The 20437-nt window shown below is 72.8% G+C and carries 21 protein-coding genes; 12 read left to right on the plus strand and 9 right to left on the minus strand.

Going from position 1 to position 20437, the window contains the following annotated elements:
* Positions 1 to 245: 245 nt before the first annotated feature.
* From AB0K03_RS27980 to AB0K03_RS27995, 4 genes are all read right to left on the minus strand, one after another.
* A complete protein-coding gene (locus AB0K03_RS27980; RefSeq protein WP_364690432.1) occupies positions 246 to 1868 on the minus strand; it encodes an acetolactate synthase in 1623 nt (540 codons plus the stop codon).
* 66 nt (positions 1869 to 1934) lie between these two features.
* Positions 1935 to 3842, minus strand: a complete 1908-nt coding sequence (locus AB0K03_RS27985; protein WP_364690435.1) for an Hsp70 family protein — start codon at positions 3840 to 3842, stop codon at positions 1935 to 1937.
* A gap of 52 nt (positions 3843 to 3894) precedes the next feature.
* Positions 3895 to 4485, minus strand: coding sequence for a hypothetical protein (locus AB0K03_RS27990; RefSeq protein ID WP_364690438.1), 591 nt, complete (start codon positions 4483 to 4485; stop codon positions 3895 to 3897).
* Positions 4486 to 4670: 185 nt separating this feature from the next.
* The gene (locus AB0K03_RS27995) at positions 4671 to 5444 is read right to left on the minus strand and encodes an enoyl-CoA hydratase-related protein (protein WP_364690441.1); all 774 of its coding nucleotides are present in this window, start codon (positions 5442 to 5444) and stop codon (positions 4671 to 4673) included.
* 89 nt (positions 5445 to 5533) lie between these two features.
* Between AB0K03_RS27995 and AB0K03_RS28000 the strand changes: the two genes are divergently transcribed.
* The 4 genes from AB0K03_RS28000 to AB0K03_RS28015 all read left to right on the plus strand — a co-directional run bounded on the left by AB0K03_RS28000 (position 5534) and on the right by AB0K03_RS28015 (position 6804).
* On the plus strand, positions 5534 to 5998 hold the full coding sequence (locus AB0K03_RS28000) for a DUF6232 family protein (RefSeq protein ID WP_364690444.1): 465 nt from the start codon (positions 5534 to 5536) through the stop codon (positions 5996 to 5998).
* Entirely contained in the window at positions 5995 to 6369 is a 375-nt protein-coding gene (locus AB0K03_RS28005; RefSeq protein ID WP_364690447.1) for a hypothetical protein, read from the plus strand. Before AB0K03_RS28000 ends, AB0K03_RS28005 begins: the two co-directional genes overlap by 4 nt.
* Positions 6321 to 6509: a hypothetical protein gene (locus tag AB0K03_RS28010; protein WP_364690450.1), complete on the plus strand. Its 189-nt coding sequence runs from the start codon at positions 6321 to 6323 to the stop codon at positions 6507 to 6509. The genes AB0K03_RS28005 and AB0K03_RS28010 overlap by 49 nt, the downstream gene beginning before the upstream one ends.
* Before the next feature lie 97 nt (positions 6510 to 6606).
* A complete protein-coding gene (locus AB0K03_RS28015; RefSeq protein ID WP_364690453.1) occupies positions 6607 to 6804 on the plus strand; it encodes a hypothetical protein in 198 nt (65 codons plus the stop codon).
* Here the strand turns inward: AB0K03_RS28015 and AB0K03_RS28020 are convergent.
* The 3 genes from AB0K03_RS28020 to AB0K03_RS28030 are packed head-to-tail and all read right to left on the minus strand — an operon-like array spanning position 6795 to position 9748.
* Positions 6795 to 7694, minus strand: coding sequence for a ribokinase (locus tag AB0K03_RS28020; protein WP_364690455.1), 900 nt, complete (start codon positions 7692 to 7694; stop codon positions 6795 to 6797). The genes AB0K03_RS28015 and AB0K03_RS28020 overlap by 10 nt on opposite strands.
* Before the next feature lie 10 nt (positions 7695 to 7704).
* The gene (locus tag AB0K03_RS28025; protein WP_364690458.1) at positions 7705 to 8520 is read right to left on the minus strand and encodes an ABC transporter ATP-binding protein; all 816 of its coding nucleotides are present in this window, start codon (positions 8518 to 8520) and stop codon (positions 7705 to 7707) included.
* Between the two features lie 49 nt (positions 8521 to 8569).
* On the minus strand, positions 8570 to 9748 hold the full coding sequence (locus tag AB0K03_RS28030) for an ROK family transcriptional regulator (RefSeq protein WP_364690461.1): 1179 nt from the start codon (positions 9746 to 9748) through the stop codon (positions 8570 to 8572).
* Between the two features lie 173 nt (positions 9749 to 9921).
* Here AB0K03_RS28030 and AB0K03_RS28035 point away from each other — a divergent pair, with 173 nt between their 5' ends.
* The 4 genes from AB0K03_RS28035 (at position 9922) to AB0K03_RS28050 (ending at position 13326) form a co-directional block, all read left to right on the plus strand.
* Positions 9922 to 11367, plus strand: coding sequence for a glycoside hydrolase family 3 N-terminal domain-containing protein (locus AB0K03_RS28035; RefSeq protein ID WP_364690464.1), 1446 nt, complete (start codon positions 9922 to 9924; stop codon positions 11365 to 11367).
* A 138-nt stretch (positions 11368 to 11505) separates the two neighbouring features.
* A complete protein-coding gene (locus tag AB0K03_RS28040) occupies positions 11506 to 12117 on the plus strand; it encodes a hypothetical protein (protein WP_364690467.1) in 612 nt (203 codons plus the stop codon).
* The gene (locus tag AB0K03_RS28045) at positions 12114 to 12539 is read left to right on the plus strand and encodes a DCC1-like thiol-disulfide oxidoreductase family protein (protein WP_364690470.1); all 426 of its coding nucleotides are present in this window, start codon (positions 12114 to 12116) and stop codon (positions 12537 to 12539) included. Before AB0K03_RS28040 ends, AB0K03_RS28045 begins: the two co-directional genes overlap by 4 nt.
* A 157-nt stretch (positions 12540 to 12696) precedes the next feature.
* A complete protein-coding gene (locus AB0K03_RS28050) occupies positions 12697 to 13326 on the plus strand; it encodes a TetR family transcriptional regulator (RefSeq protein ID WP_364690710.1) in 630 nt (209 codons plus the stop codon).
* Positions 13327 to 13639: 313 nt separating this feature from the next.
* Here the strand turns inward: AB0K03_RS28050 and AB0K03_RS28055 are convergent, their stop codons facing one another.
* Positions 13640 to 15820 carry a heavy metal translocating P-type ATPase gene (locus tag AB0K03_RS28055; protein WP_364690473.1) on the minus strand — a complete coding sequence of 727 codons (2181 nt, stop codon included), beginning with the start codon at positions 15818 to 15820 and terminating at the stop codon, positions 13640 to 13642.
* A 50-nt stretch (positions 15821 to 15870) separates the two neighbouring features.
* Between AB0K03_RS28055 and AB0K03_RS28060 the strand changes: the two genes are divergently transcribed.
* Positions 15871 to 17022, plus strand: coding sequence for an MFS transporter (locus AB0K03_RS28060; protein ID WP_364690475.1), 1152 nt, complete (start codon positions 15871 to 15873; stop codon positions 17020 to 17022).
* Between the two features lie 12 nt (positions 17023 to 17034).
* On the opposite strand, the gene AB0K03_RS28065 is transcribed toward AB0K03_RS28060, so the two are convergent.
* A complete protein-coding gene (locus AB0K03_RS28065; protein WP_364690477.1) occupies positions 17035 to 17241 on the minus strand; it encodes a DUF397 domain-containing protein in 207 nt (68 codons plus the stop codon).
* A 249-nt stretch (positions 17242 to 17490) separates the two neighbouring features.
* Between AB0K03_RS28065 and AB0K03_RS28070 the strand changes: the two genes are divergently transcribed.
* From AB0K03_RS28070 to AB0K03_RS28080, 3 genes are all read left to right on the plus strand, one after another.
* Positions 17491 to 18378, plus strand: coding sequence for a helix-turn-helix transcriptional regulator (locus tag AB0K03_RS28070; RefSeq protein ID WP_364690479.1), 888 nt, complete (start codon positions 17491 to 17493; stop codon positions 18376 to 18378).
* Positions 18379 to 18554: 176 nt separating this feature from the next.
* Complete coding sequence (locus AB0K03_RS28075) at positions 18555 to 19424, plus strand: helix-turn-helix transcriptional regulator (RefSeq protein WP_364690482.1); 870 nt, start codon at positions 18555 to 18557, stop codon at positions 19422 to 19424.
* Between the two features lie 99 nt (positions 19425 to 19523).
* A complete protein-coding gene (locus AB0K03_RS28080; RefSeq protein ID WP_364690485.1) occupies positions 19524 to 20390 on the plus strand; it encodes a helix-turn-helix transcriptional regulator in 867 nt (288 codons plus the stop codon).
* Positions 20391 to 20437 lie beyond the last annotated feature (47 nt).

Below are 20437 nucleotides of genomic sequence, written 5' to 3' on the forward strand. Positions count from 1 at the left end.
GGGCTCGGCAAGCAAGCCAGGCCCGGCCAGACCCGCGAACAAGCCCAGACCGGGCAAGCCCGACACCGCAGACCCGACTGGGCTCGGCAAGCAAGCCAGGCCCGGCCAGACCCGCGAACAAGCCCAGACCGGGCAAGCCCGACACCGCAGACCCGACTGGGCTCGGCAAGCAAGCCGGGCCGGCCGGAGGCGCAGCTCCAGCCGGACCGGATCGGACAGAAGCCCCCCGGGCTCGAGGCGGTGGATCAGGCCAGGTTGGACGAGCGCGGGTACGCGTCCTCCGGGTCCGTCAGCACGTTGACCAGGTACGGCACGCCCGAGTCGAACGCCCGGTTCAGCGCCGGCCCCAGATCCGCCGACTTCTCGACCGTCTCGCCGGCACCGCCCAGCGCCTTCACCACGTCGTCGTAGCGCAGGCCCGGCTGCAGGTCCGCCGCGACGTCGTAGCCGTACATGGCGCGCATGGGGTGTTTCTCGAGGCCCCAGATGCCGTTGTTGCCGACCACGATCACGACCGGGAGGTTCTGCCGGACCAGCGATTCGGCGTCCATCAGGGAGAAGCCCGCCGCGCCGTCGCCCATGAGGACGCAGATCTGGCGGTCGGGGTACGTGACCCTGGCGCCCATCGCGTAGCCCATGCCGGTGCCGAGGCAGCCGTACGGGCCCGGGTCGAGCCAGGTGCCGGGCTGGGCGGGTTCGAGGTAGCGGCCCGCGTACGAGACGAAGTCGCCGCCGTCGCCGATGGTGACCGCGTCGGGGGCCAGGACCTTGCGCAGTTCCCCGTACACGCGGGCGGGTTTGATGGGGTCGCTCTCGGCGGCCATGGCCTCGGCGTCGCGGGTCTTGCCGGCGTCCTCGGCGGCCCGCAGGCCGTTGATCCATTCGGCGTGGTCGGTGCGCTTGCCGGTGTGGCCGGCGATCGCGGCGAGGATGCGGCGCAGGTCGCCCGCGGGTGACACGGCCGCCTGGACGTGGCCGGCGCGCTGGCTGGGCGCGTCGACGATGTGGATGACCTGCGCGGGGTCGAACTCGCCGAAGTTGAGGCGGAAGTCGAGCGGGGTGCCGATGACCGCGACGACGTCGGCCTCGCTGAGCGCGGGGCGGCGGGCCTTCGCGAAGCCGAGCGGGTGGCCCGGGGGGAGCGCGCCGCGGCCCATGCCGTTGGTGAAGACGGGGATCTGCAGGGTCTCGGCGGCGGCGCGCAGCTCGTCGATCGCGTTGCCGCCCCAGACGTCCGACCCGGCGATGATGACCGGGCGTTCGGCTTCGGCGAGCAGGGCCGCGGCGCGGGCGACCTCGTCCGGGTCGGCCTCGATGACGGGTACGGCGGGTGCGCCCGGCGCCGCGACGTCCTCGCTGGAGAACAGCACCTCGAGCGGGAGGTCCAGGAACGCGGGTCCGCGGTGGGCGGTCAGCGCCGCCGTGAGGGCTCGACCGATCTCGGCGGGGATCTCGTCGGTGGCGGTGACCGTCGCGGCGTACTTGGTGACCGGCGCGACCAGCGGCACGTGGTCGATCTCCTGCAGGCTGCCGGAGCCCCAGCGGAACGCCGGCGCCCTGCCGCCCATCACCAGCACCGGGGAGGCGTTGAAGAACGCGCTGGTCAGGCCCGAGATGCCGTTGGTGACGCCGGGGCCGGCGGTGAGCACCGCGAGGCCGGGGCGGCGCTGCAGCTTGGCGACCGCCTCCGCGGCGAAAACCGCGGACTGCTCGTGGCGCACGTCGTAGATGGGGAAGTCGGCCTTGTGCGCGGCGTCGTAGATCGGGAACACGTGGCCGCCGGAGAGGGTGAACATCTCCGTGACCCCGTACGCCCGCAGCGCCGCCAGCGCCAGATCCCCGCCGTGCCCCTCGATCTTGTCCGTCATGCCCGCTCCAGCCGTGTCGGTTATGCCGAGCACGCTACCCGGCGCGTGAGAAAACGTGAACGAGACTCACCCCAGGAGCCGTTGGATGTCGTTCACGATCAGCCGGACGGTCGACTCCACCGGCACACCCGTGGTGATGCTGTACGCGACGAGCATCGCGGCCACCGGCGCGGTGACCAGCAACACGACGCTGAGCAGGATCTGGAACGCCCGCAGTCCGCGCCCCGTACGCCGGCGGGGACGCGCGACCGGCGAAGCTTCCGGACCGTCCCACCGGGTGGTGGGCGCGGGACGCGCCGCGCCCGACACCGGCCGGGCCGCGCCGGCGGCAGGCCGGGAAGCACCCACCCCGGACCGCGACCCCGACGCGGGCCGCGCCGTTCCCGCCACAGGCCGCGAAGCCGAAGCCGAGCGTGACTGCGACGCGGGAACCGACGCGCGCCGGGTCGTGACGGCCGCCGCCGGGGAGACCGGACGGGACGACACCTTCCGCGGCGGCGCCGACGCCGAGGACTTGGCAGGCGGCTCCGGCCGAGCCGCCGGGCCGGGCTGCGACGCGACCGGGTGCGCAGCGGCGCCGGGGTGCGAAGGCGTGACCGGGTGCGCAGCAGCGACGGGGTGCGAAGGCGTGACCGGATGCGGAGCGGCGACGGTGGCATCCGGGTCCGGCTCCCAGTGCTGCGGCGCGTCCGGCCAGGGATCGACCGCCGGCGGGAAGGCCCCGGTGAGGTCACGCCGGGCCGTGGGCACGGTCTCCATGTCGTCCACGGACACCGGCGGCGGGAGCGGCGGTGGCGGTGGCGGGTCCGCGGGCTGCACGCGTACGCGATCACCGCGGGAGACCAGCCGCAGCTCCGCCGTCGGGCCGGGAGCCGCGGGCTCGGTGGCCAGCAGGGCCGCGTCCGCCAGGATGCTGCCCTCGGCGACCACCAGCTCCGGCTGCTCGATCACGACCGGCGCTTCGCCGAGGGCGCGGTGCAGCAGCGTCGCCACCAGCGGGATCCGGCTCGCGCCGCCGACCAGGAACACGCCGGCCAGGCGCCCGTCGGGCAGGTCGGCCCAGCGCAGCAGGTCCTGGGTGACGCGTACGGTCTGGTCCAGGACCGGCCGCGCCAGCTCCTCCAGCTCCTCGCGGGTCACGTGCATCTCGACGTCGAGCAGCGGCACCATCACGTCCGCCGACTGGGTGCGCGACAGCCGCTCCTTGGCGATCCGCGCGTCGTCCCACAACTGCCGCTGGGCGCGCCGGTCCTCCAGCGTCACCGGCTCGGTCAGCCGCCGCCAGGCGTCCGGGTCCTGCCCGGCGCAGAGCTCGCCGAGGTGGTCGACGATCGCCGCGTCGACGTCCAGCCCGCCGATGTCGTCCCGGCCGTCGACGGCCAGGACCTCGAAACCCTCGGCCGTACGGGCGACCACGCTCGCGTCGAAGGTGCCGGCCCCGAAGTCGTGGACCACCACGACGGAGCCGATGGGTACGTCGCGGCCCAGCACCTCGGCGAAGTACGTGGCGGCGGCCACCGGCTCGGCGACCAGGCGCGCGCCCTCGAGACCGGCGCGGGCGGCGGCCTCGGCGAGCAGGCCGCGGCGGGTGGCGCCCCAGGTGGCCGGGCAGGTCAGCGTCACCTCGGGCCGTACGGGGCCGACCGCGCGGTGCCACTCCTCGGCCACCCGGACGAGCACGGCGGCCACCAGGTCGACCACGGGGAACTCCCGGTCGCCGAGGAGCACGATGCCGTCGTCGATGTGGCGCTTGGGGTTCGGCTCGAACCGGGCCGGATCCCGCCGGGCGCTGTGCACCGCGTCGCGGCCCACCACGAGCAGGCCGTCGGGCTGGGCGTACACGGCGGAGGGCAGCAGCGGGGAGCCGTCGACGAGGATCGGGCGGGCCCGCCCGTCGGGCCACCGGGCGACCGCCACGGTGTTCGAGGTGCCGAAGTCGACGCCGAGGCAGTGCCGACCCTGGTCGATGGACATGCGCGTCAGTGTAGGCGCTGCCGCGTACTAGTTGATCAGGGCGGAAGCCGGGTCAGACGAGCCGCCACCGCAGCCGGCCGTCGCGGTCCCGCCGGCACCGCACCGTCTTGCCGTCCCCCGTACGGCCCGTCGCGCCCTCCTCCTCGCAGGGCTCCCGGGCAACCGGCGTCTCCGCACCGGGCTGGTCCGCGTCCGGGGAGGGCAGCAGTCCCGGCGCGGGAGCGGCGGAGCTCGACGGGGGCAGCGGCGCCGGTGCGCTGCTGGTACGAGTCGGCGAGGGGGACGTGCCGGGCCGCGTCACCGCTTCCGCCGGCGCCGAGGAGGCAGGCGCCGGGAAGGCCGGCGCCGGGAAGGCCGGCGCTGGGGACGCAGGGACCCGCCGGGTGCCGCTCGAGGCGTCGGCGACCGCGCGCTTGCCCGGGGGCTGCGACGCTTCCGTCGCCGCCGGCGTGCTGGGCGCGGGCGCGACGATCGGGGGCGCCGCTGCCGGTTCCGCCGCCCGGGACGCGGCCGGGCCGGCCTCGTCCCGGTCGAAGGTCATGAAGCCGATCACCGCGCCGAGCAGAGCCTGCCCGGTGACGAGCGCCACGGCGACGATCACGGTGCGGCGCACCGACGTCGCGCGCAGCCCGGGCATCGTCACAGACCGGAACTTTATGGCAACAGATCGATATCCGCGAGATCCTGGCGGGCGTGTCCGGCGCTTCAGGGCAGGTAAACAGGCGCTTACGCGATTCAGACGCCGTTACAGCGCGATGAAACGCCGGGACCTGCTCCGGGACCAGCGGGCCCTGACGGCGGCCGACCGGCTCACGCAGGACGGACGGGTCAGCGGCCGGTGAACTTCGGCTTGCGCTTCTCCACGAACGCCGTCGTCCCCTCGACCCGGTCGTCCGTGGCGAACAGGCCGGCGAACAGGTGGCTCTCCAGCGCCAGACCCGACGCCAGATCCATGCTCAGCCCTCCGTCGATCGCCTGCTTGGCCGCCCGCAAGGCCATCGCCGGCCCTGTCAGGTACGGCTTCACGAGCTCGACGGCGGCGGCGTACACGTCGGCGGCGGGGACGACGCGGTCGGCGAGGCCGATGCGCAAGGCCTCCTCCGCGTCCACCATGCGGCCGGAGAAGACCAGGTCCTTGGCGCGGGCCGGGCCGACGAGCCGGGCCAGGCGCTGGGTGCCGCCCGCGCCCGGGATGATGCCCAGTTTGATCTCCGGCTGGCCCAGCTTGGCGTCCTCGGCGACGACCCGCCAGTCGCAGGCCAGCGCCAGCTCGCAGCCGCCGCCCAGCGCGTAGCCGGTGATCGCGGCGACGACCGGCTTCGGGATCCGCGCCACCGCGTCGAACGCGCTGGACAGGGCTGCCGCCCGTACGGTCATCTCCTGGAACGTCGTGGTGGTGAACTCGGTGATGTCGGCGCCGGCGGCGAAGACCTTCTCCCCGCCGTACACGATGACGGCCCGCACCTGGTCCGACCCGGACGCCTCCTGGGCGGCCGCGCGCAGCTCCTCCTGGACCTGGGTGTTGAGCGCGTTCATCGGGGGCCGGCCGAGCCGGATCGTCCCGATGCCGTCTTCGATCTCCAGCTTCACGAACTCGCCCACCGCTTGCCGCCTCCCGATCGATCGTTCAGTCCCGACAGCGTAAGCGTGCGCGGCCCGGGTAAGTAACATGCAGGGTCGAGGGAGGGGTCATGGTCACGTACTACCGGGACCGGGACGTGCTCGTGACGTCGGACGGGGTCCGGATCGGCGGACGCGGCTACCGGCTCGGCGACTTCGTGCAGGTGTGGCACCAGCGCGGTCGCCGGCAGTGGAGCGCGGTGGCGGGGCGCGGCGCGCTCGGCGTCGCGATGATCGCTCCCGTGCTGGTCGGCGCGCTCGGCGTGCTCGTCGCCCTGGTGATCGACGCGTCCACCTCCACCACGATCGCGCTGGCCGGCGGCGGCATCCTGATCGGTCTGGCCGCGGCGCCCCTGGCGGACGTGCTGCTGGAGTTCGTGGACCGCTCCTACGACCGCGGCAGCCGCCGGCTCGAGATCTGGGCCGACGTCCGCGGCACCCGGACGCTGCTGCTGGAGACGCAGGACGCCCAGCGCTTCGGCCGCATCTACCGGGCGTTGCAGCGCGCCCTCGATCACGACTCCGTGCCGCGGTGAGGTCGCACACCGCGCTGGCCGGGCTCCTGACGACCACCGGCGTGCTGCATTTCGCCCAGCCCCGGCCCTTTGACGGCATCGTGCCGCGCTCGCTGCCCGGTAGTCCGCGGACGTGGACGTACCTGAGCGGCTTCGCCGAGCTGGCCGTGGCCGCCGCGCTGGCGCATCCCCGCACCCGGCGTGCGGGCGGGCTGGCCGCCGCCACGCTGTTCGCGGCGGTGTTCCCCGCGAACGTCAAGATGGCCGTCGACTGGCGGCACGCGCCGCCGCTGCGGCGGGCGATCGCGTACGGCCGGCTGCCGCTGCAGGCGCCGCTGGTCATGTGGGGTCTGCGGGTGGCGTCGACGGCCGGGCCGCGCGGCACCCACTGATCTTCGACGAAGTCCCCACCGGTCCCGGCTCCCTGGCCGCCCTGGAGGCGTCGTGGCAGAAGTTCCAGCAGCTGCTCGGCGAGCGCCGTCAGACGTACGACGAGTTCGTCTGGAGCCTGACGAACCGGGACCCGCGATGAACGCCGCGGCGATGCGGCAGCTCACCGAAGGCCTGCCGGCGCGCCGCGGCGGGCGACCTCCGCGTCCGGCGAGAAGATCCTCGGTCAGGTCACCACTGTGCCGCAGGCGGCCGCGGACGCGGTGGCCGTGCTGGAGTCGGTGACCGGGAGCATTCGCGAGGCGAGCGGCCTGGTCGACGGGATCGCGGCCGCGGTGGACGGCGCCCACGACTCCGGCACGACGGTTCTGAGCCAGCTCGCGGAGGTGCTCCGCAGCGAGGTTCACCGCTTCGTGAGCATGGCCCGTCAGGCGTAGTAGAGCGCGTCGATGTCCGCCCGGGACGGCAGGGCGTTCGACGCGCCGACCTTGCGGACACAGGCCGCACCCGCCGCGTTGGCCCAGCGCACCGCGTCGAGCAGGTCGCGGCCCTCGCCCCAGGCGACCGCCAGCGCGCCGGTGAAGGCGTCGCCGGCGGCGGTGGTGTCCGCCACCTGCACCTGGAACGCCGGGATGCGCTCGTCGCGGCCGTCGCGGTCGGCGTACCAGGAGCCGCTGCCGCCCATCGTGAGCACGACCCGCGGTACGAGCGCGAGCAGCCCCGGCATGTCGAGCCGTTCCGAGCCGGTGATCGCCATCGCCTCGACCTCGTTGACGACGAGCAGGTCGACCGCCTCGAGCAGCTCGGGCGGCAGCTCCCGGGCCGGCGCGGCGTTCAGGATCATGCGGGTGCCGCCCTCGCGCGCCGCCCGCGCCGCGGCGAGCACCGTCTCACCGGGGATCTCCTGCTGACACAGCAGGACGTCGCTGTCGGCGATCACCGTGGTCTCCGCCGCGCTCAGGCCGGCGAAGGTGTTGTTGGCGCCCGGGCTCACGATGATCGAGTTCTCGCCCGCCCGGTCGACCATGATGACCGCGACGCCGGAGGAGCCGTAGCTGGTCCGCAGGCACTCGGTGTCCACGCCGGACGCGTTGAGCCGCGCCTTGATCGTCACCCCGAACGCGTCCGAGCCGATCGCGCCGAGCATCGCGCAGGAGCCGCCGGCGCGGGCGGCCGCGATGGCCTGGTTGGCGCCCTTGCCGCCGGGTGTCATGACGAAGTCGTCGCCCAGCACTGTCTCCCCGGGCAACGGCAGGCGCTCGGCGAGGCCGACGAGGTCCATGTTGGCGCTGCCGGCTACCACGATCCGGGGTGGCGAGGTTGCCATGCCGGGCTCCTCAGGCCGCCCGGGCCGTGTACCGGTCGCCGCTGCGCTGGACGACGAGCGGCAGGCCGAAGGTCTTGGTCAGGTTGTCGGCGGTCAGCGTCTCACCGAGCAGGCCCGCGGCGACGACCGAGCCCTCGCGCAACAGCATCGCATGGGTGAAGCCCGGCGGGATCTCCTCGACGTGATGGGTCACCAGCACCATCGCCGGCGCGTCCGGGTCCTCGGCGAGCTCGGTGAGGCGGCCCAGCAGATCCTCCCGGCCGCCGAGGTCCAGACCGGCGGTCGGCTCGTCGAGCAGCATGAGCTCGGGGTCGGTCATCAGCGCCCGGGCGATCTGGGTGCGCTTGCGCTCACCCTCGGACAGCGTGCCGAACTCACGCTCGGTCAGCGCGCCCATGCCGAGCTGGTCGAGCAGGCCCCGGGCCCGCCCCTCGTCCTGCCGGTCGTAGCTCTCCCGCCAGCGGCCCACCACGGACCACGCGGCCGTGACCACCACGTCCAGAACCCGTTCGGCGGGGGGCACGCGATCGGCGAGCTGCCCGGTCGTGATGCCGATCCGGGTACGCAACTCACTGACGTCGGTGCGTCCGAGCCGCTCCCCGAGCACCCACGCGACGCCACGCGACGGGTGCATCCGGGCGGAGGCGAGGTTGAGCAGTGTGGTCTTGCCGGCGCCGTTGGGGCCGAGGATCACCCACCGCTCGTCCAGCTCGACCTGCCAGGAGAGGTTGCGCAGCAGGAAGGTGCCGCCGCGGATCACGCTGACGCGGTCGAAGGAGATGACGGTGTCGTCGTCCGGGGGTGTGGGGGTCGCTGCCTCGAGCACGCGTCCATCCAACCACGCACGGCTCGCGGCCCCGGACACCGTGCCGTGCCTATCCGGTCGTCGACCCGAAGACCTCGTCGCGTACGGCGTCCAGCGCGGTCAGCAGCGCGCCGTTGAGGACCGGCTCGACGGCCACCTCGCTGATCACGACCTTGGGCGACACCAGCGTGATGGAGGCGACCTCGGCCTCGACCCGCTGGGCCAGCGCGGTCCCGCCGGCCTGGCTGACCTCGCCCGCGAGCACGACCAGCGGCGGGTCCAGCACTACGCAGGTCGCCGCCACACCGAGCGCGAGCCGCCGGGCCAGCTCGTCCAGCACCGGCTCGCCCGCCTCGCCGGCCGCCACGGCCGCGCGGACGACGTCGGCGGACTCCTTGCCGCCGAAGCCGTGCTGCTTGCCGATCGCCTTGGCGGCGTCGGAGGCGACGAGCGTCTGGAAGGCGCCCTTCACGCCGCGCTTGGAGGCGTTGTGCGGGACCTCGGCGCCGGCGACGGGCAGGTAACCGATCTCACCGGCGGCGCCGGTGCTGCCCTGGTGCAGCTTGCCGCCGATGACCGTGGCGAGGCCGACGCCCCGGCCCACCCAGATCAGCACGAAGTCGTCGACGCCGCGGGCGGCGCCGGTGTGCTGCTCGGCGATCGCGGCCAGGTTCACGTCGTTGCCGAACACGACCGGCGTGCTCAGGTCTTTGCGCAGCTCGGCGAGCAGGCCACGGTGCCAGCGGGGCAGGTCGAAGGCGAACGAGACCTCGCTGGTCTTCGGGTCGACCAGGCCGGGGGTGCCGAGCACGACCCGGTGGATCGAGTCGAGGTCGGTGCCCGCCCGGGTGGCGGCCTCCATGACGGCGCCGTGCACCGCGCGTACGGGATCGTCGCTGTCCTGGGTGGACTGCTCGCTGCGCCCGACGATCTCGCCGGTGATGTCGGCACACGCGGCGATCACCCGATCGGGGAGCACCTCGACGCCGATGACGTGTGCGCTACTGGGAGTGACCGCGTACAGCTGCGCGTTGGGGCCGCGGCCGCCGGCCTGCTCGCCGACCCGACGCACCAGCCCGCGCTCCTCGAGCCGCTCGACCAGCTGCGACGCGGTGACCTTGCTGAGGCCCGTCATCTCGCCGAGCTGCGCCCGGGTGAGCGGGCCCTTCGCGAGCAGCAGCTCGAGTGCGGCGCGGTCGTTGAGCGCGCGCAACAGCCGGGGGGTGCCCGGCAGGCGGGTGGCGGCCATAACTGTGTCCCCTAGTATTTAGGATAGTTTCCTATTGCCGTCTCGGCGCGCATCGTCCAGCCCGCAGCGTAACGGTCAGCTCACTGGCCGATTGCGGGGCGTGTCCGATAGACATTGAGCGATCATGGCAGCTCCCCCCGCCCGCGGACAGTGCTCAACCGAGGAAGAAAACCATGCCGATCGAATCAGGGCTACGGCGACTCGCGCTGCGTACCCTGCTTGCGGCTTTTGTAGGTAAATCACTGCCGGAATGGATGCACGAACTACTCGGCGAGGGCCTCGCCGGAGTCACCCTGTTCGCCACCAACGTCGGCGAGCCAGGCCCGCTGCGCAGGCTCACCACCGAGCTGACAGCCGCACGGCCGGACGTGCTCATCGCGATCGACGAGGAGGGCGGGGACGTCACGCGCCTCGCGCACCGCACCGGGAGCCCGTACCCGGGCAATGCCGCGCTGGGCGCGGCCGACGACCCCGACCTGACACGTACGGTGTACGCCGCGATCGGCGCCGACCTGGCCCGGGCCGGCATCAACCTCGACCTCGCACCGGACGTCGACGTGAACACGGCCGACGACAACCCGGTCATCGGTACGCGCTCCTTCGGCGCCTCCCCGGCGCTCGTGGCGAGGCACGCGGCGGCCGCCGTGACCGGCCTGCAATCGGCCGGGGTGGCGGCGTGCGCGAAGCACTTCCCCGGCCATGGCGCCACGACGACCGACTCGCACCTAGCGCTGCCGACCGTCGACGCGACCCGGCAGCTGCTGCGCGAACGCGACCTCCCGCCGTTCGCCGCCGCGATCGCCGCCGGGACGAAGGCGATCATGACCGCGCACATCCGGGTCCCCGCCCTGACCGGCACGGGCCCCGCGACGTTCAGCCCGGCGGCCCTGCGGGACCTGCTCCGCCACGAGTACGGCTTCACCGGCGTGATCGTCACCGACGCGCTGGAGATGCGCGGCGCCACCGCGGCGGCCGGAGGCATCGGCGCAGCGGCCGTCCTCGCCCTGACAGCCGGCGCGGACCTGCTCTGCATCGGCGCACGGGTGGACCGGGATCTCGTCGAGCACGTGGCGGCGGAGATCGTCACGGCCGTATGCGACGGGCGCCTGACCGTCGACCGCCTGGAGGAGGCCGCGGCCCGCACCGCCGACCTGGCCGCCTGGGCCGGCCGCCCGTACCGGCCCGCCCCGTCCGGCACCCCCGGCTATGCCGCCGCGCGCCGCGCGATCCGCGTCGAGGGCTCGGTCGCGGGCTTCGCGAACCCGTTGATCGTCCAGCTCGACTCCGGGCACTCCATCGCCGAGGGCCGGGTGCCGTGGGGCCTGTCGCCCCACCTCGACGGCGTGGAGCAGATGATCGTGGCACCCGGCGACGCCGCACCGGCCGACATCCTCGCCCGGGCCGGGGCGCGGCCGATCGTGGTGGTCGGGCGGCGTACGCACCACGACGTCACGCGATCCCTGATCGAGAACCTCGCGGCGCGCCATACTGTGGCGGTGGTCGAGATGGGGTGGCCGTCGACGTGGCGCCCCGCGGGAGTACGGGCGTTCCTCACCACGTACGGCGCCTCCCTCGCCAACGGCCGCGCCGCGGCGGAGGCACTTGGCCTGAGCGCCTGACACATCACGAGCCGAGGCAGCGGCGGGCCGCCACCCGCCGCTGCCTCCTCTGTGCGCCACGTCTCTCTTGAACGCGTTCAACAACCGGTCTAGCCTCAGGACGACAACTGTTGAACACGTTCAAGAAAGGTGCGGCTCGTGGACCACAAGGTGTGGATGTACCTGGTCTACCTGGCGACCAGCGTCGGGCTCACCGTCTGGGTCGCGACGACCCTCTCCCGCAACGGCCTCGTCTTCCTCGAGGACGTCTTCGCCGACACCCGGCTCGCCAAGGCGGTCAACCACCTCCGGGTGATGGGCTTCTACCTGCTCAACCTCGGCTACGTCGCGGTGGCGATGCGGTCCGGCGCGCGCATCCCGGACGCCGCCCGGGCGCTGGAGACGCTGTCGTACAAGATCGGGCTCGTGCTGCTCGTCCTCGGCGCGCTGCACGTGCTCAACGTGTTCTTCCTCAACCGCTACCGGCGTGGACGCCTGCGCCAGCAGCAGACGATGCCGCCGCTGCCGCCGGCCGGACGACTGCCGATGGGCCCGGGTGGCGGGCCGCTGTTCCCGCCGGGCGGCCCGGGCGCCGCGACGATGCCGAGCGGCGCGACCGGGCCCGGCGCACCGGGCGGGACGGCCCGTCCGGTCGGCACCGGCGGCCCGGGCACCACCGCCACGCCGGGCACCGCCGGTGGGCCGGGCGCGAGCGGGGGTGTGGTGTGGCCGGGGCAGGGCATGCCGGTTCCGCCGCCGGCTCCGGCGTGACGGAGCTGACCGATCCGGCCGGGTTCGGGGCCGGCCGGATCGGCGCCTTCACCGTGCTCTACAACGCCGGCTGCCCCCTCTGCCGCGCGGCGCACCGGTGGCTCGCGGGGCGGGCTCAGCTCGTACCCCTGGAGTTCGTGCCGGCCGGGTCGCCGCAGGCCCGGCGGCGCTTCCCCGGCCTGGACCCGGCAGCGACGCTGCGTGATCTGACGGTCGTCGCCGACAACGGCCTGGTGTACGTGTCGGACGGCGCGTGGCTGGCCTGCCTGTGGGCGCTCGCGGACTACCGGGGTGTGGCGGAGCGGCTGAGCACGCCGGCCCTGCTGCCCACGGCGAGGCAGCTCATCGCGGCGGCGGCCGCCGTCCGGCAGTCGACGCGATCGGACGACTACGGTGACGGGTGTGACGACCGCTGCCGCTGATTCCGCCGCCGACGACCCGGGCGCGGGCACCCCGCGCAGCGCCGCCGGTGAGGAAGCCGGCCCGGTGAAGGCGGCGGCCCGCGGGGAAGCGGCGACGGAGGCGGACTCGAGCCCGGTCGAGCGGCCCCGGCGGGCCCGGGGTGAACAGACGCGGCAGCTGATCCTCGAGACGGCGCTGCGGCTGTTCCGGGAGCGTGGATACGCCGAGACGACCATGCGGGCCATCGCCAAGGAGGCCGGCGTCGCGGTCGGGAACGCGTACTACTACTTCGACTCCAAGGAACACCTGATCCAGGGGTTCTACGACCGGAACCAGGCCGCGCACCGAGTGGCCGCCGAGCGGGTGCTGAACACCGAGAAGGACTTCGCCGCCCGGCTGCGCGGGGTGTTGCACGCCGGGATCGACGTCAACGAGCCGTACCACTCGTTCGCCGCGACGTTCTTCAAGACCGCGGCCGAGCCGTCGTCGCCGTTGAGCCCGTTCTCGAGCGAATCGTCGCCCGCGCGGGAGGCCGCCATCGCGATCTTCCGGGACGTGATTGAGGGTTCGTCCGCGAAGATCGATCCGGAGCTGCGCCGGGAACTGCCCGAGTTGTTGTGGCTGGCGTGGATGGGCGTGGTCCTCTTCTGGGTGTACGACCGCTCCCCCGGCCAGCGGCGTACCCGGCGGTTGATCGACGGGGTGGTGCCGCTCGTCGACCGGCTCGTGGGCCTGTCGCGGTTGCGGGTGCTGCGCCCCGCGCTGCGCCAGGTGCTCGCGTTGATCGACACGATCCGCCGCGACTGATCACACATCGTAGTAAGGCGCGTCTTACGAAGCGTGACTACACGGAGCCTTTTCATCCGGTATCGAGCGCTTCGAGATCATCTGTCGCGCATCTCCGCCCGTCCGAACGGTCATATTCCGTACGCAGCGCTTCCGCCGTGGGGTGGCCACCACTTAGCGTTATGTCCGCAGGTGGATCTGGGGATGCCGCCGCGGGGCTTCGGACTTCGGGACCGGTCCGAATCCCTCCGCTGCGGCACTGGTGAGCCGGGCGCCTCGCCGGTTTCGGGAGCAACCGACGGGATCAAGCGCCCGGCTCACACTGCCCAGCTCCTCACCCCGCCGGCGCCGCCTCCGCCTTCCTCTCCGGCGAGGTCTCCGGCACCGCCTCCGCCGGGCGGAAGCGGCGCAGCCGCAGGCTGTTGCCCACCACGAACACCGAGCTCAGCGCCATCGCCGCGCCCGCGATCATCGGGTTGAGCAGGCCGGTTGCCGCCAGCGGCAGCGCTGCCACGTTGTACGCGAAAGCCCAGAACAGGTTGCCGCGGATGATGTGCATCGTGCGGCGGGCCAGCCGTACGGCGTCGACCGCCGCGGTCAGGTCGTCGCGCATGAGGGTCAGGTCGGACGCCTCGATCGCCACGTCCGTACCCGCGCCCATCGCCACGCCCAGATCCGCCTGGGCCAGCGCGGCCGCGTCGTTCACGCCGTCGCCGACCATCGCGACCGAGCGCCCCTCGGCCTGCAGGTTCTTCACCACGTCGACCTTGCCGGCGGGCAGCACGCCGGCGATCACCTCGGTGATGCCCACCTCGGCCGCGACCCGCTCCGCCACCGGCTGTGCGTCGCCGGTGACCAGCACCGGGGTCAGGCCGAGCCGGCGCAGGCGGGCGATGGCGGTCGCGCTGCTCGGGCGTACGGCATCCGTCAGCGCGAGGCGGCCCCCGACCGTGCCGTCCACGCGGACCTCGACCCAGGTCCTGGCCGTGTCGCCGGCGCCGCGCGCGACCTCGACCTCGACGCCCTCGACCCGGCCGCGGACACCGACGCCCGCCGTGGCGTGGAAGTCCTCCACCGGGGGCAGCGGACCACGCTCGGCCGCGGCCCGGGTGATCGCCCGGCCGAGCGGGTGCTCCGAGGCCGCCTCGACCGCGCCGGCGAGCCGGAGCAGCTCGTCCGGATCCTGGCCCGGCTCCGGCGCGACGTTCTCCAGCGTCATGACCCCGGTGGTCACCGTGCCGGTCTTGTCCAGCAGGATCGTGTCGATGCGCCGGGTCGACTCGAGCGCCTCGACCCCCCGGATCAGGATGCCCATCTGGGCGCCGCGGCCGGTGCCGACCAGCAGGGCCGTCGGCGTGGCCAGGCCGAGGGCGCACGGGCAGGCGATGATCAGTACGGCCACCGCCGCGGTGAACGCCGCCGTCGTGCCCCGCCCGGTGCCGAGCCAGAAGCCCAGCGTCGCGATCGACAGGGTGATGACGACCGGCACGAAGACGCCGGAGATCCGGTCCGCGAGGCGTTGCACGGCGGCCTTGCCGTCCTGGGCCTCCTCGACGAGCCGGGCCATCTGCGCGAGCTGCGTGTCGGCCCCGACCCGGGTGGCGCGGACGACGAGCCGGCCGCCCGCGTTGACGGTGCCGCCGGTGACCGGGTCGCCGGTGGTGACCTCGACCGGCACGGACTCGCCGGTGATCAGGCTCTGGTCGAGCGCCGAGGCGCCGTCGACGACCACGCCGTCGGTGGCCACCTTCTCGCCCGGCCGTACGAGGAACAGGTCGCCGGTCTTGAGCTGCTCGATCGGGATCTCCCGGCCGTCCTCGAGGGTGACCGTACGCGCGCCGAGCTCGAGCAGCGACCGCAGCGCGTCACCGGCGCGGCGCTTCGCGCGGGCCTCCGCGTAGCGCCCGGCGAGCAGGAACGTCGTCACGCCGGCGGCCGCCTCGAGGTAGATGGCGTCGCCGTCGGAACCGGCGCGCAGCTCGAACGGGTGCGTCATCCCGGGCATGCCGGCGTCGCCGAGGAACAACGCCCACAGCGACCAGAGGAACGCGGCGAGGGTGCCGAGCGAGACCAGCGTGTCCATGGTCGCGGCGCCGTGCCGCACGTTGACGAAGGCGGAGCGGTGGAAGGGCCAGCCTCCGTAGACCACGACCGGCGCGGCGAGGGTGAGCGACAGCCACTGCCAGTAGTCGAACTGCCAGGCAGGGACCATGGCGAGCACCACGACCGGGACGGTGAGCGCCGCGGAGATCAGCAGCCTGGTCCGCAGCGGGTCGGCCGGCGCGGCCTCGGGCTCCGGCGCGGCCGCGGGCTCGGCGGCCGTGTAGCCGGTCTTCTCCACCACCGCGATGAGGTCGGCGGCGCTGAGCCCGGCCGGGACGGTGGCCCGCGCCTTCTCGGTCGCGTAGTTGACCGTGGCGGTCACGCCGTCGAGCCGGTTGAGCTTCTTCTCGATCCGGTTGGCGCAGGCGGCGCACGTCATGCCACCGATTTCGAGCTCGATCTGCCGGGTCATGCCCCCACCATATACCCCCTGGGGGTAGCTGACGACTACTGTGACGCGTCATGCAGACGCTGCGCCGCGCCCGGACCGCCACCTCGGTGATCTTCGCTGTCCACGGGGCCGTGACCGGCACGTTCGCGGCGCGCGTGCCCTGGGTCGCCGACCACGCCGGCATCGGCGCGGGCGGTCTCGGCATCGCCCTGCTCATGCCCGGGATCGGCGCGCTGCTCGCCATGCCGCTCTCCGGCCGCCTCGCGCACCGGCACGACCTGCGGGCGCTGACCCGTACGCTGATCCTGCTCTGGTGCGCGGCGCTGATCCTGCCGGCGCTGCCCACGACCATCTACCTGCTCTGCCCGCTGCTCGCCGCCTACGGCGCCGCGGCCGGCCTCGCCGACGTGGCGATGAACGCGCAGGCGGTGGTCATCGAGGAACGGTACGGCCGCTCGGTGATGTCCAGCTTCCACGGCTTCTGGAGCGTCGGCGGGCTGGCGGGCTCGGCCGTCGCCGCTCTCGCCGCCCGCGCCGGCCTGGACGCGCGCATCCATTTCCTCGTCACCGCGGCCGCTCTTGCCGTCGTGTCCGTGGCGGCGTCGGCGTGGCTGCTGCCGCACCGCCCGGAGCCGGAGGTCGACGCCCCACCGGCGTTCGCGCTGCCGTCCCGCGCGGTGCTGCCGATCGGGCTGGTGGCCCTCTGCGCCGTGTTCGCCGAGGGAGCCGGCCTGGACTGGTCAGCCGTCTACATCCGCGACGTCCTCGGCGGCGCGGCGAGCACCGCGGCCCTGACCGTGTCGGCGTTCTCGATCAGCATGGCGGCCGCCCGCTTCGCCGGCGACCGCGTGATCCACCGCCTCGGCCCGGTCACCACGGTCCGGCTGGCCGGCCTCTGCGCCTGCCTCGGCGCGCTGACGGTCGTACTCGGCCGCCAGGTACTGGTCGTGGCGCTCGGCTTCGGCCTGCTCGGCGTGGGCATCGCCGTGGTGGTCCCGCTGGTCTTCGCGACGGCCGGCCGCATCGGCGACCACCCGGGACGGAGCCTCGCGGGAGTGGCGGGCATCGCCTACGGCAGCGGGCTCGTCGCACCGGGGATCATCGGCGGCATCGCCCACCTGTCATCGCTGACAGTGTCGTTCATCCTGGTCGTCGCGCTCACCGCGGTGATGGGTCTGTACGCCCGGGTGCTACGCCCCGCGGCGTCCCCGGCTCCCCGCTAGACGGCTGGAAGATCAGGGGCGACGGAGGTCGAACTCGCCGGCGGTGACGCCGTCGATGAAGGTGGCGAACGCGTCGCGGCTGAAGGTGAGGACGGCGCCCTGGGGATTCTTCGAGTCCCGGACGAGGATCGCGTCGGGCCGAGGGGCTACTTCGACGCAAGCGCCCGCCGAGCTACGGGAACTCTTGCGCCAGCGCGGTGCATCGCCCCAAGCGTCCATGGCCACTTCTCACCCACTCCATTGTCGGCTAGAACCATCCCGGCCAGCGCCATATACCCGATTTAACCACATTGCCGCCGACCCCCGCGGTCGGGCGCGGCGGACGGCGGCACAGGAGCCGAAACCGGGGTGAGCTTACACCGCAATTCCCCATCTGCAACTTGCAGATCGCTTTGGTACGGTGACGGAACGGGTTCGGCGGCGGCTCCGTCCGGCCGCCCGACCGGGTGAGCTGCAGGGGGAACGACCATGAGCGACTTTCCAGGGCCGGCCCTTTCACGCCAGCGACTTGCCACCTACCTGCGGAACCTCCGTGGAGCGAAGCCTGCGGCCGACGTCGCCCGGGCCATGCACTGGTCGCTGTCCAAGCTGAACCGCATCGAGAACAACAAGGTGACGATTCAGCCTCTAGAGGTACGGGCCCTCGTCCAGCACTACGGCATCCAGGACCCGGACGAGATCGAACGGCTGGTCCAGTTGTCCCTGGCCTCCCGGCAACGCATGTGGTGGCGGGAAGAGCACTCGGTCGACGAGGACTACCTCAACTTCATCGCCTTCGAGAACGACGCCTCCCACATGTACGGCTACCAGGTGAGCTACCTCCCCGGGCTGCTGCAGACCCGCGCGTACGCCGAGGCCCTCACGGCTTCCGTGCCTCGCAAGCCACCGCAGGAACCGCGCGTGCAGGAGGTCGTCGACATCCGGATGAAGCGGCAGGAGTCGCTGATGCAGCGGCTTGCCGGCGACAATCCGCCCGGACTGAGCCAGGCCATCGACGAAGCCGTCCTCCTGCGCGCCATCGGCGGGCGCGAGGTGATGCTGGAACAGCTGGAGCATCTCCTCGAGTTGAGCCGGTTCCCTACAGTCACTCTCGCCGTCGTGCCGTTGGCGCTGGGCGCGCATCCGGGCCTGGGCGGACCGTTCGAACTGCTGACCTTCTCGGAGGACGACGATCTCGACGTGGTCTTCATCGAGACGCCGGCGAGCGACTTCCTCATCACGGATGAGGAACACACCTCGACGTTCCGGCAGATCATGAACAGTCTTCTCGCGACTGATTCACGCCGGGACAGTCTGGAAAGGGCCGTCGCGCGGGCTCGGGACACGTTTCTGAGCGACGCCCGAATTGGCGGATGACGCGCCGAGGCGGCGTAATGATCCCGCCCGGCGCGTTGTCAAGCCGTTCGGCGCTGGTTCAGCTCGCTTAAAGTGGTTGTTCCACCTCAACCTTTCCACTCTCCGTCGAGAGGAGCTACCCCCTACCCAACTCCGGGACGACGCCGTAGTCGGACCTCCCAGCAGAGAGGCTCGTCATGTCAGAACCCATCGGACCGGCGGTCGCCCGCGAAAGGCTCCGCGCCCGGCTGCGCGACCTCCGCGAGGCGCGCCACCTGTCACCCGAAGAGGCGGCGGGTGCGGTGCATTGGCCACCGTCCACTGTGCGTGAGATGGAGGCCGGTTCCCGGGCCGTCCATCCCGTGGAGGTGGGCGCGCTCCTGGCGGCGTACGGCGTCACGGACAACGACGAGGCGGCGACCCTGATGGCGCTCGCCCACCGGGCCCGGACACCCCTGTGGTGGACCGTGAACGGCTTCAGCGACGCGTTTCAGCACTTCAGCAGTTACGAGGCCGAGGCTGAGCGGATCGTTGTCTACCAGCCGCTTCTCGTTCCCGGACTGCTGCAGACCCAGGAGTACGCGACCGCCGCGACCGCCGCGATCCTCGGTGCCGAGCCGGAGGAAGCCGCGGTCGGCGCGCGTGTCGGGATCCGGGTCGAACGACAGCAGATGCTCGCTGAACGCATCGCGCGGGGAACGGCACCGGAGATCCTGGTGGTGCTGGAGGAAGCCGTGCTGTCCCGGCCGATCGGCGGTCGTGCGGTTCTCGACGCCCAGCTCGATCACCTGGTCGCGCAGGCGCAGCAGCCGCATCTGACGCTCGTCGTCATGCCGACCGGTACGCCCGGCCACGTCGGATTGAGCGGCGTATTCGAGCTGCTGGAATTCGCCGACGCCCCGCCGCTGGTCTTCATCGAATCGCTGACCGACGACTACATCGTCCGGGATGCGCCGGCTACGACGCGATATCGCGACAACGCCGAGGCATTGCGGGAGATCGGGAAGAGCGGCGCCGACGCCGTGGAAATGATCGAGAGGGCGAAGAACTCCCTCACTGGAACATAGCTGTCACCTGAAAAGCCGGGCGCGCTAGTAACGTGGGGATGTGACGGCACCGCGTCACGTGCAAAGCATCCGATTCCGTAGCGATACGGAGGCTTCACCATGCCCGAGCACATCGGACAGGCCATCGCCCGGGAACGCCTGCGGGCCCGGCTCGTCGATCTGCGCAAGCAGCGCCGGCTGAGTTCCGACGCGGTGACCGCACGCACCCATTGGTCCGCCTCGAAGCTGCATCGCATCGAGACCGGCGCCGTCACGGTGCAGCCCCTCGATGTGCAGGCTCTGCTGGGCATCTATGAGGTACGCGACAGCGCCGAGGTGAGCCGGCTGACCGATCTCGCGGTGATCGCCCGGCGCCGGCAGTGGTGGAGCGGCTTCCAGCTCGACAACGAGTACAGGGACTTCGTCGCGTACGAGAACGAGGCGTCGCACATCACGGTCTATCAGGCGCTTCAGATTCCGGCTCTTCTGCAGACCCCGGCGTACGCGCGGGCCGTGACGTCGTCGGTGGCGGGCAAGAAGCCGGACGATCACCAGTTGCAGAACCTGATCGACGTACGGATGCGGCGGCAGGCGGAGCTGCTCGCGCGGATGCGGGGCGCCGAACCCCCGGAGCTGGTCGCGATCCTGGACGGTGCGGTTCTCGAGCGGCGGATCGGGGGCCCCGACGTCCTCGCCGGGCAGCTGGACCATCTGATCGAGATGTCGCGCCACGAGCACGTCCGCCTGGTGGTCGTGCCGCTGCGCAGCGGCGTGCATCCGAGCCTCGGCGGCGTCTTCGAGCTCCTCGAGTACGAGGGGACCGCCGACCCGGACGTCGTGCTGGTCGAGTCGCCGGTCAAGGCCTTCCTGGTGAAGGACGGCGAGGTCACGGCCCGCTTCCACGACGCCGTCGACAGCATGCTGGAGGGCGGTCTCACCCGCGACGCCGCCGTCGAGGAGATCCGCCGCGTCCGCGACAGCCTGTAGCCCAGCGGGCCGCGCGCGGCTCGAGGGCCGCGCGCGTCGGACGATGC

It is taken from the genome of Actinoplanes sp. NPDC049316 (assembly GCF_040677315.1).
Lineage (GTDB): Bacteria > Actinomycetota > Actinomycetes > Mycobacteriales > Micromonosporaceae > Actinoplanes.

Bases quoted from the DNA above. Each gene is read 5' to 3' on its own strand.
- AB0K03_RS27980 (WP_364690432.1), bottom strand. From the start codon at position 1,868: ATGACGGACAAGATCGAGGGGCACGGCGGGGATCTGGCGCTGGCGGCG.
- AB0K03_RS27985 (WP_364690435.1), bottom strand. From the start codon at position 3,842: ATGTCCATCGACCAGGGTCGGCACTGCCTCGGCGTCGACTTCGGCACC.
- AB0K03_RS28000 (WP_364690444.1), top strand. From the start codon at position 5,534: ATGGTCACGTACTACCGGGACCGGGACGTGCTCGTGACGTCGGACGGG.
- AB0K03_RS28020 (WP_364690455.1), bottom strand. From the start codon at position 7,694: ATGGCAACCTCGCCACCCCGGATCGTGGTAGCCGGCAGCGCCAACATG.
- AB0K03_RS28030 (WP_364690461.1), bottom strand. From the start codon at position 9,748: ATGGCCGCCACCCGCCTGCCGGGCACCCCCCGGCTGTTGCGCGCGCTC.
- AB0K03_RS28035 (WP_364690464.1), top strand. From the start codon at position 9,922: ATGCCGATCGAATCAGGGCTACGGCGACTCGCGCTGCGTACCCTGCTT.
- AB0K03_RS28055 (WP_364690473.1), bottom strand. From the start codon at position 15,820: ATGACCCGGCAGATCGAGCTCGAAATCGGTGGCATGACGTGCGCCGCC.
- AB0K03_RS28060 (WP_364690475.1), top strand. From the start codon at position 15,871: ATGCAGACGCTGCGCCGCGCCCGGACCGCCACCTCGGTGATCTTCGCT.
- AB0K03_RS28065 (WP_364690477.1), bottom strand. From the start codon at position 17,241: ATGGACGCTTGGGGCGATGCACCGCGCTGGCGCAAGAGTTCCCGTAGC.
- AB0K03_RS28070 (WP_364690479.1), top strand. From the start codon at position 17,491: ATGAGCGACTTTCCAGGGCCGGCCCTTTCACGCCAGCGACTTGCCACC.
- AB0K03_RS28075 (WP_364690482.1), top strand. From the start codon at position 18,555: ATGTCAGAACCCATCGGACCGGCGGTCGCCCGCGAAAGGCTCCGCGCC.
- AB0K03_RS28080 (WP_364690485.1), top strand. From the start codon at position 19,524: ATGCCCGAGCACATCGGACAGGCCATCGCCCGGGAACGCCTGCGGGCC.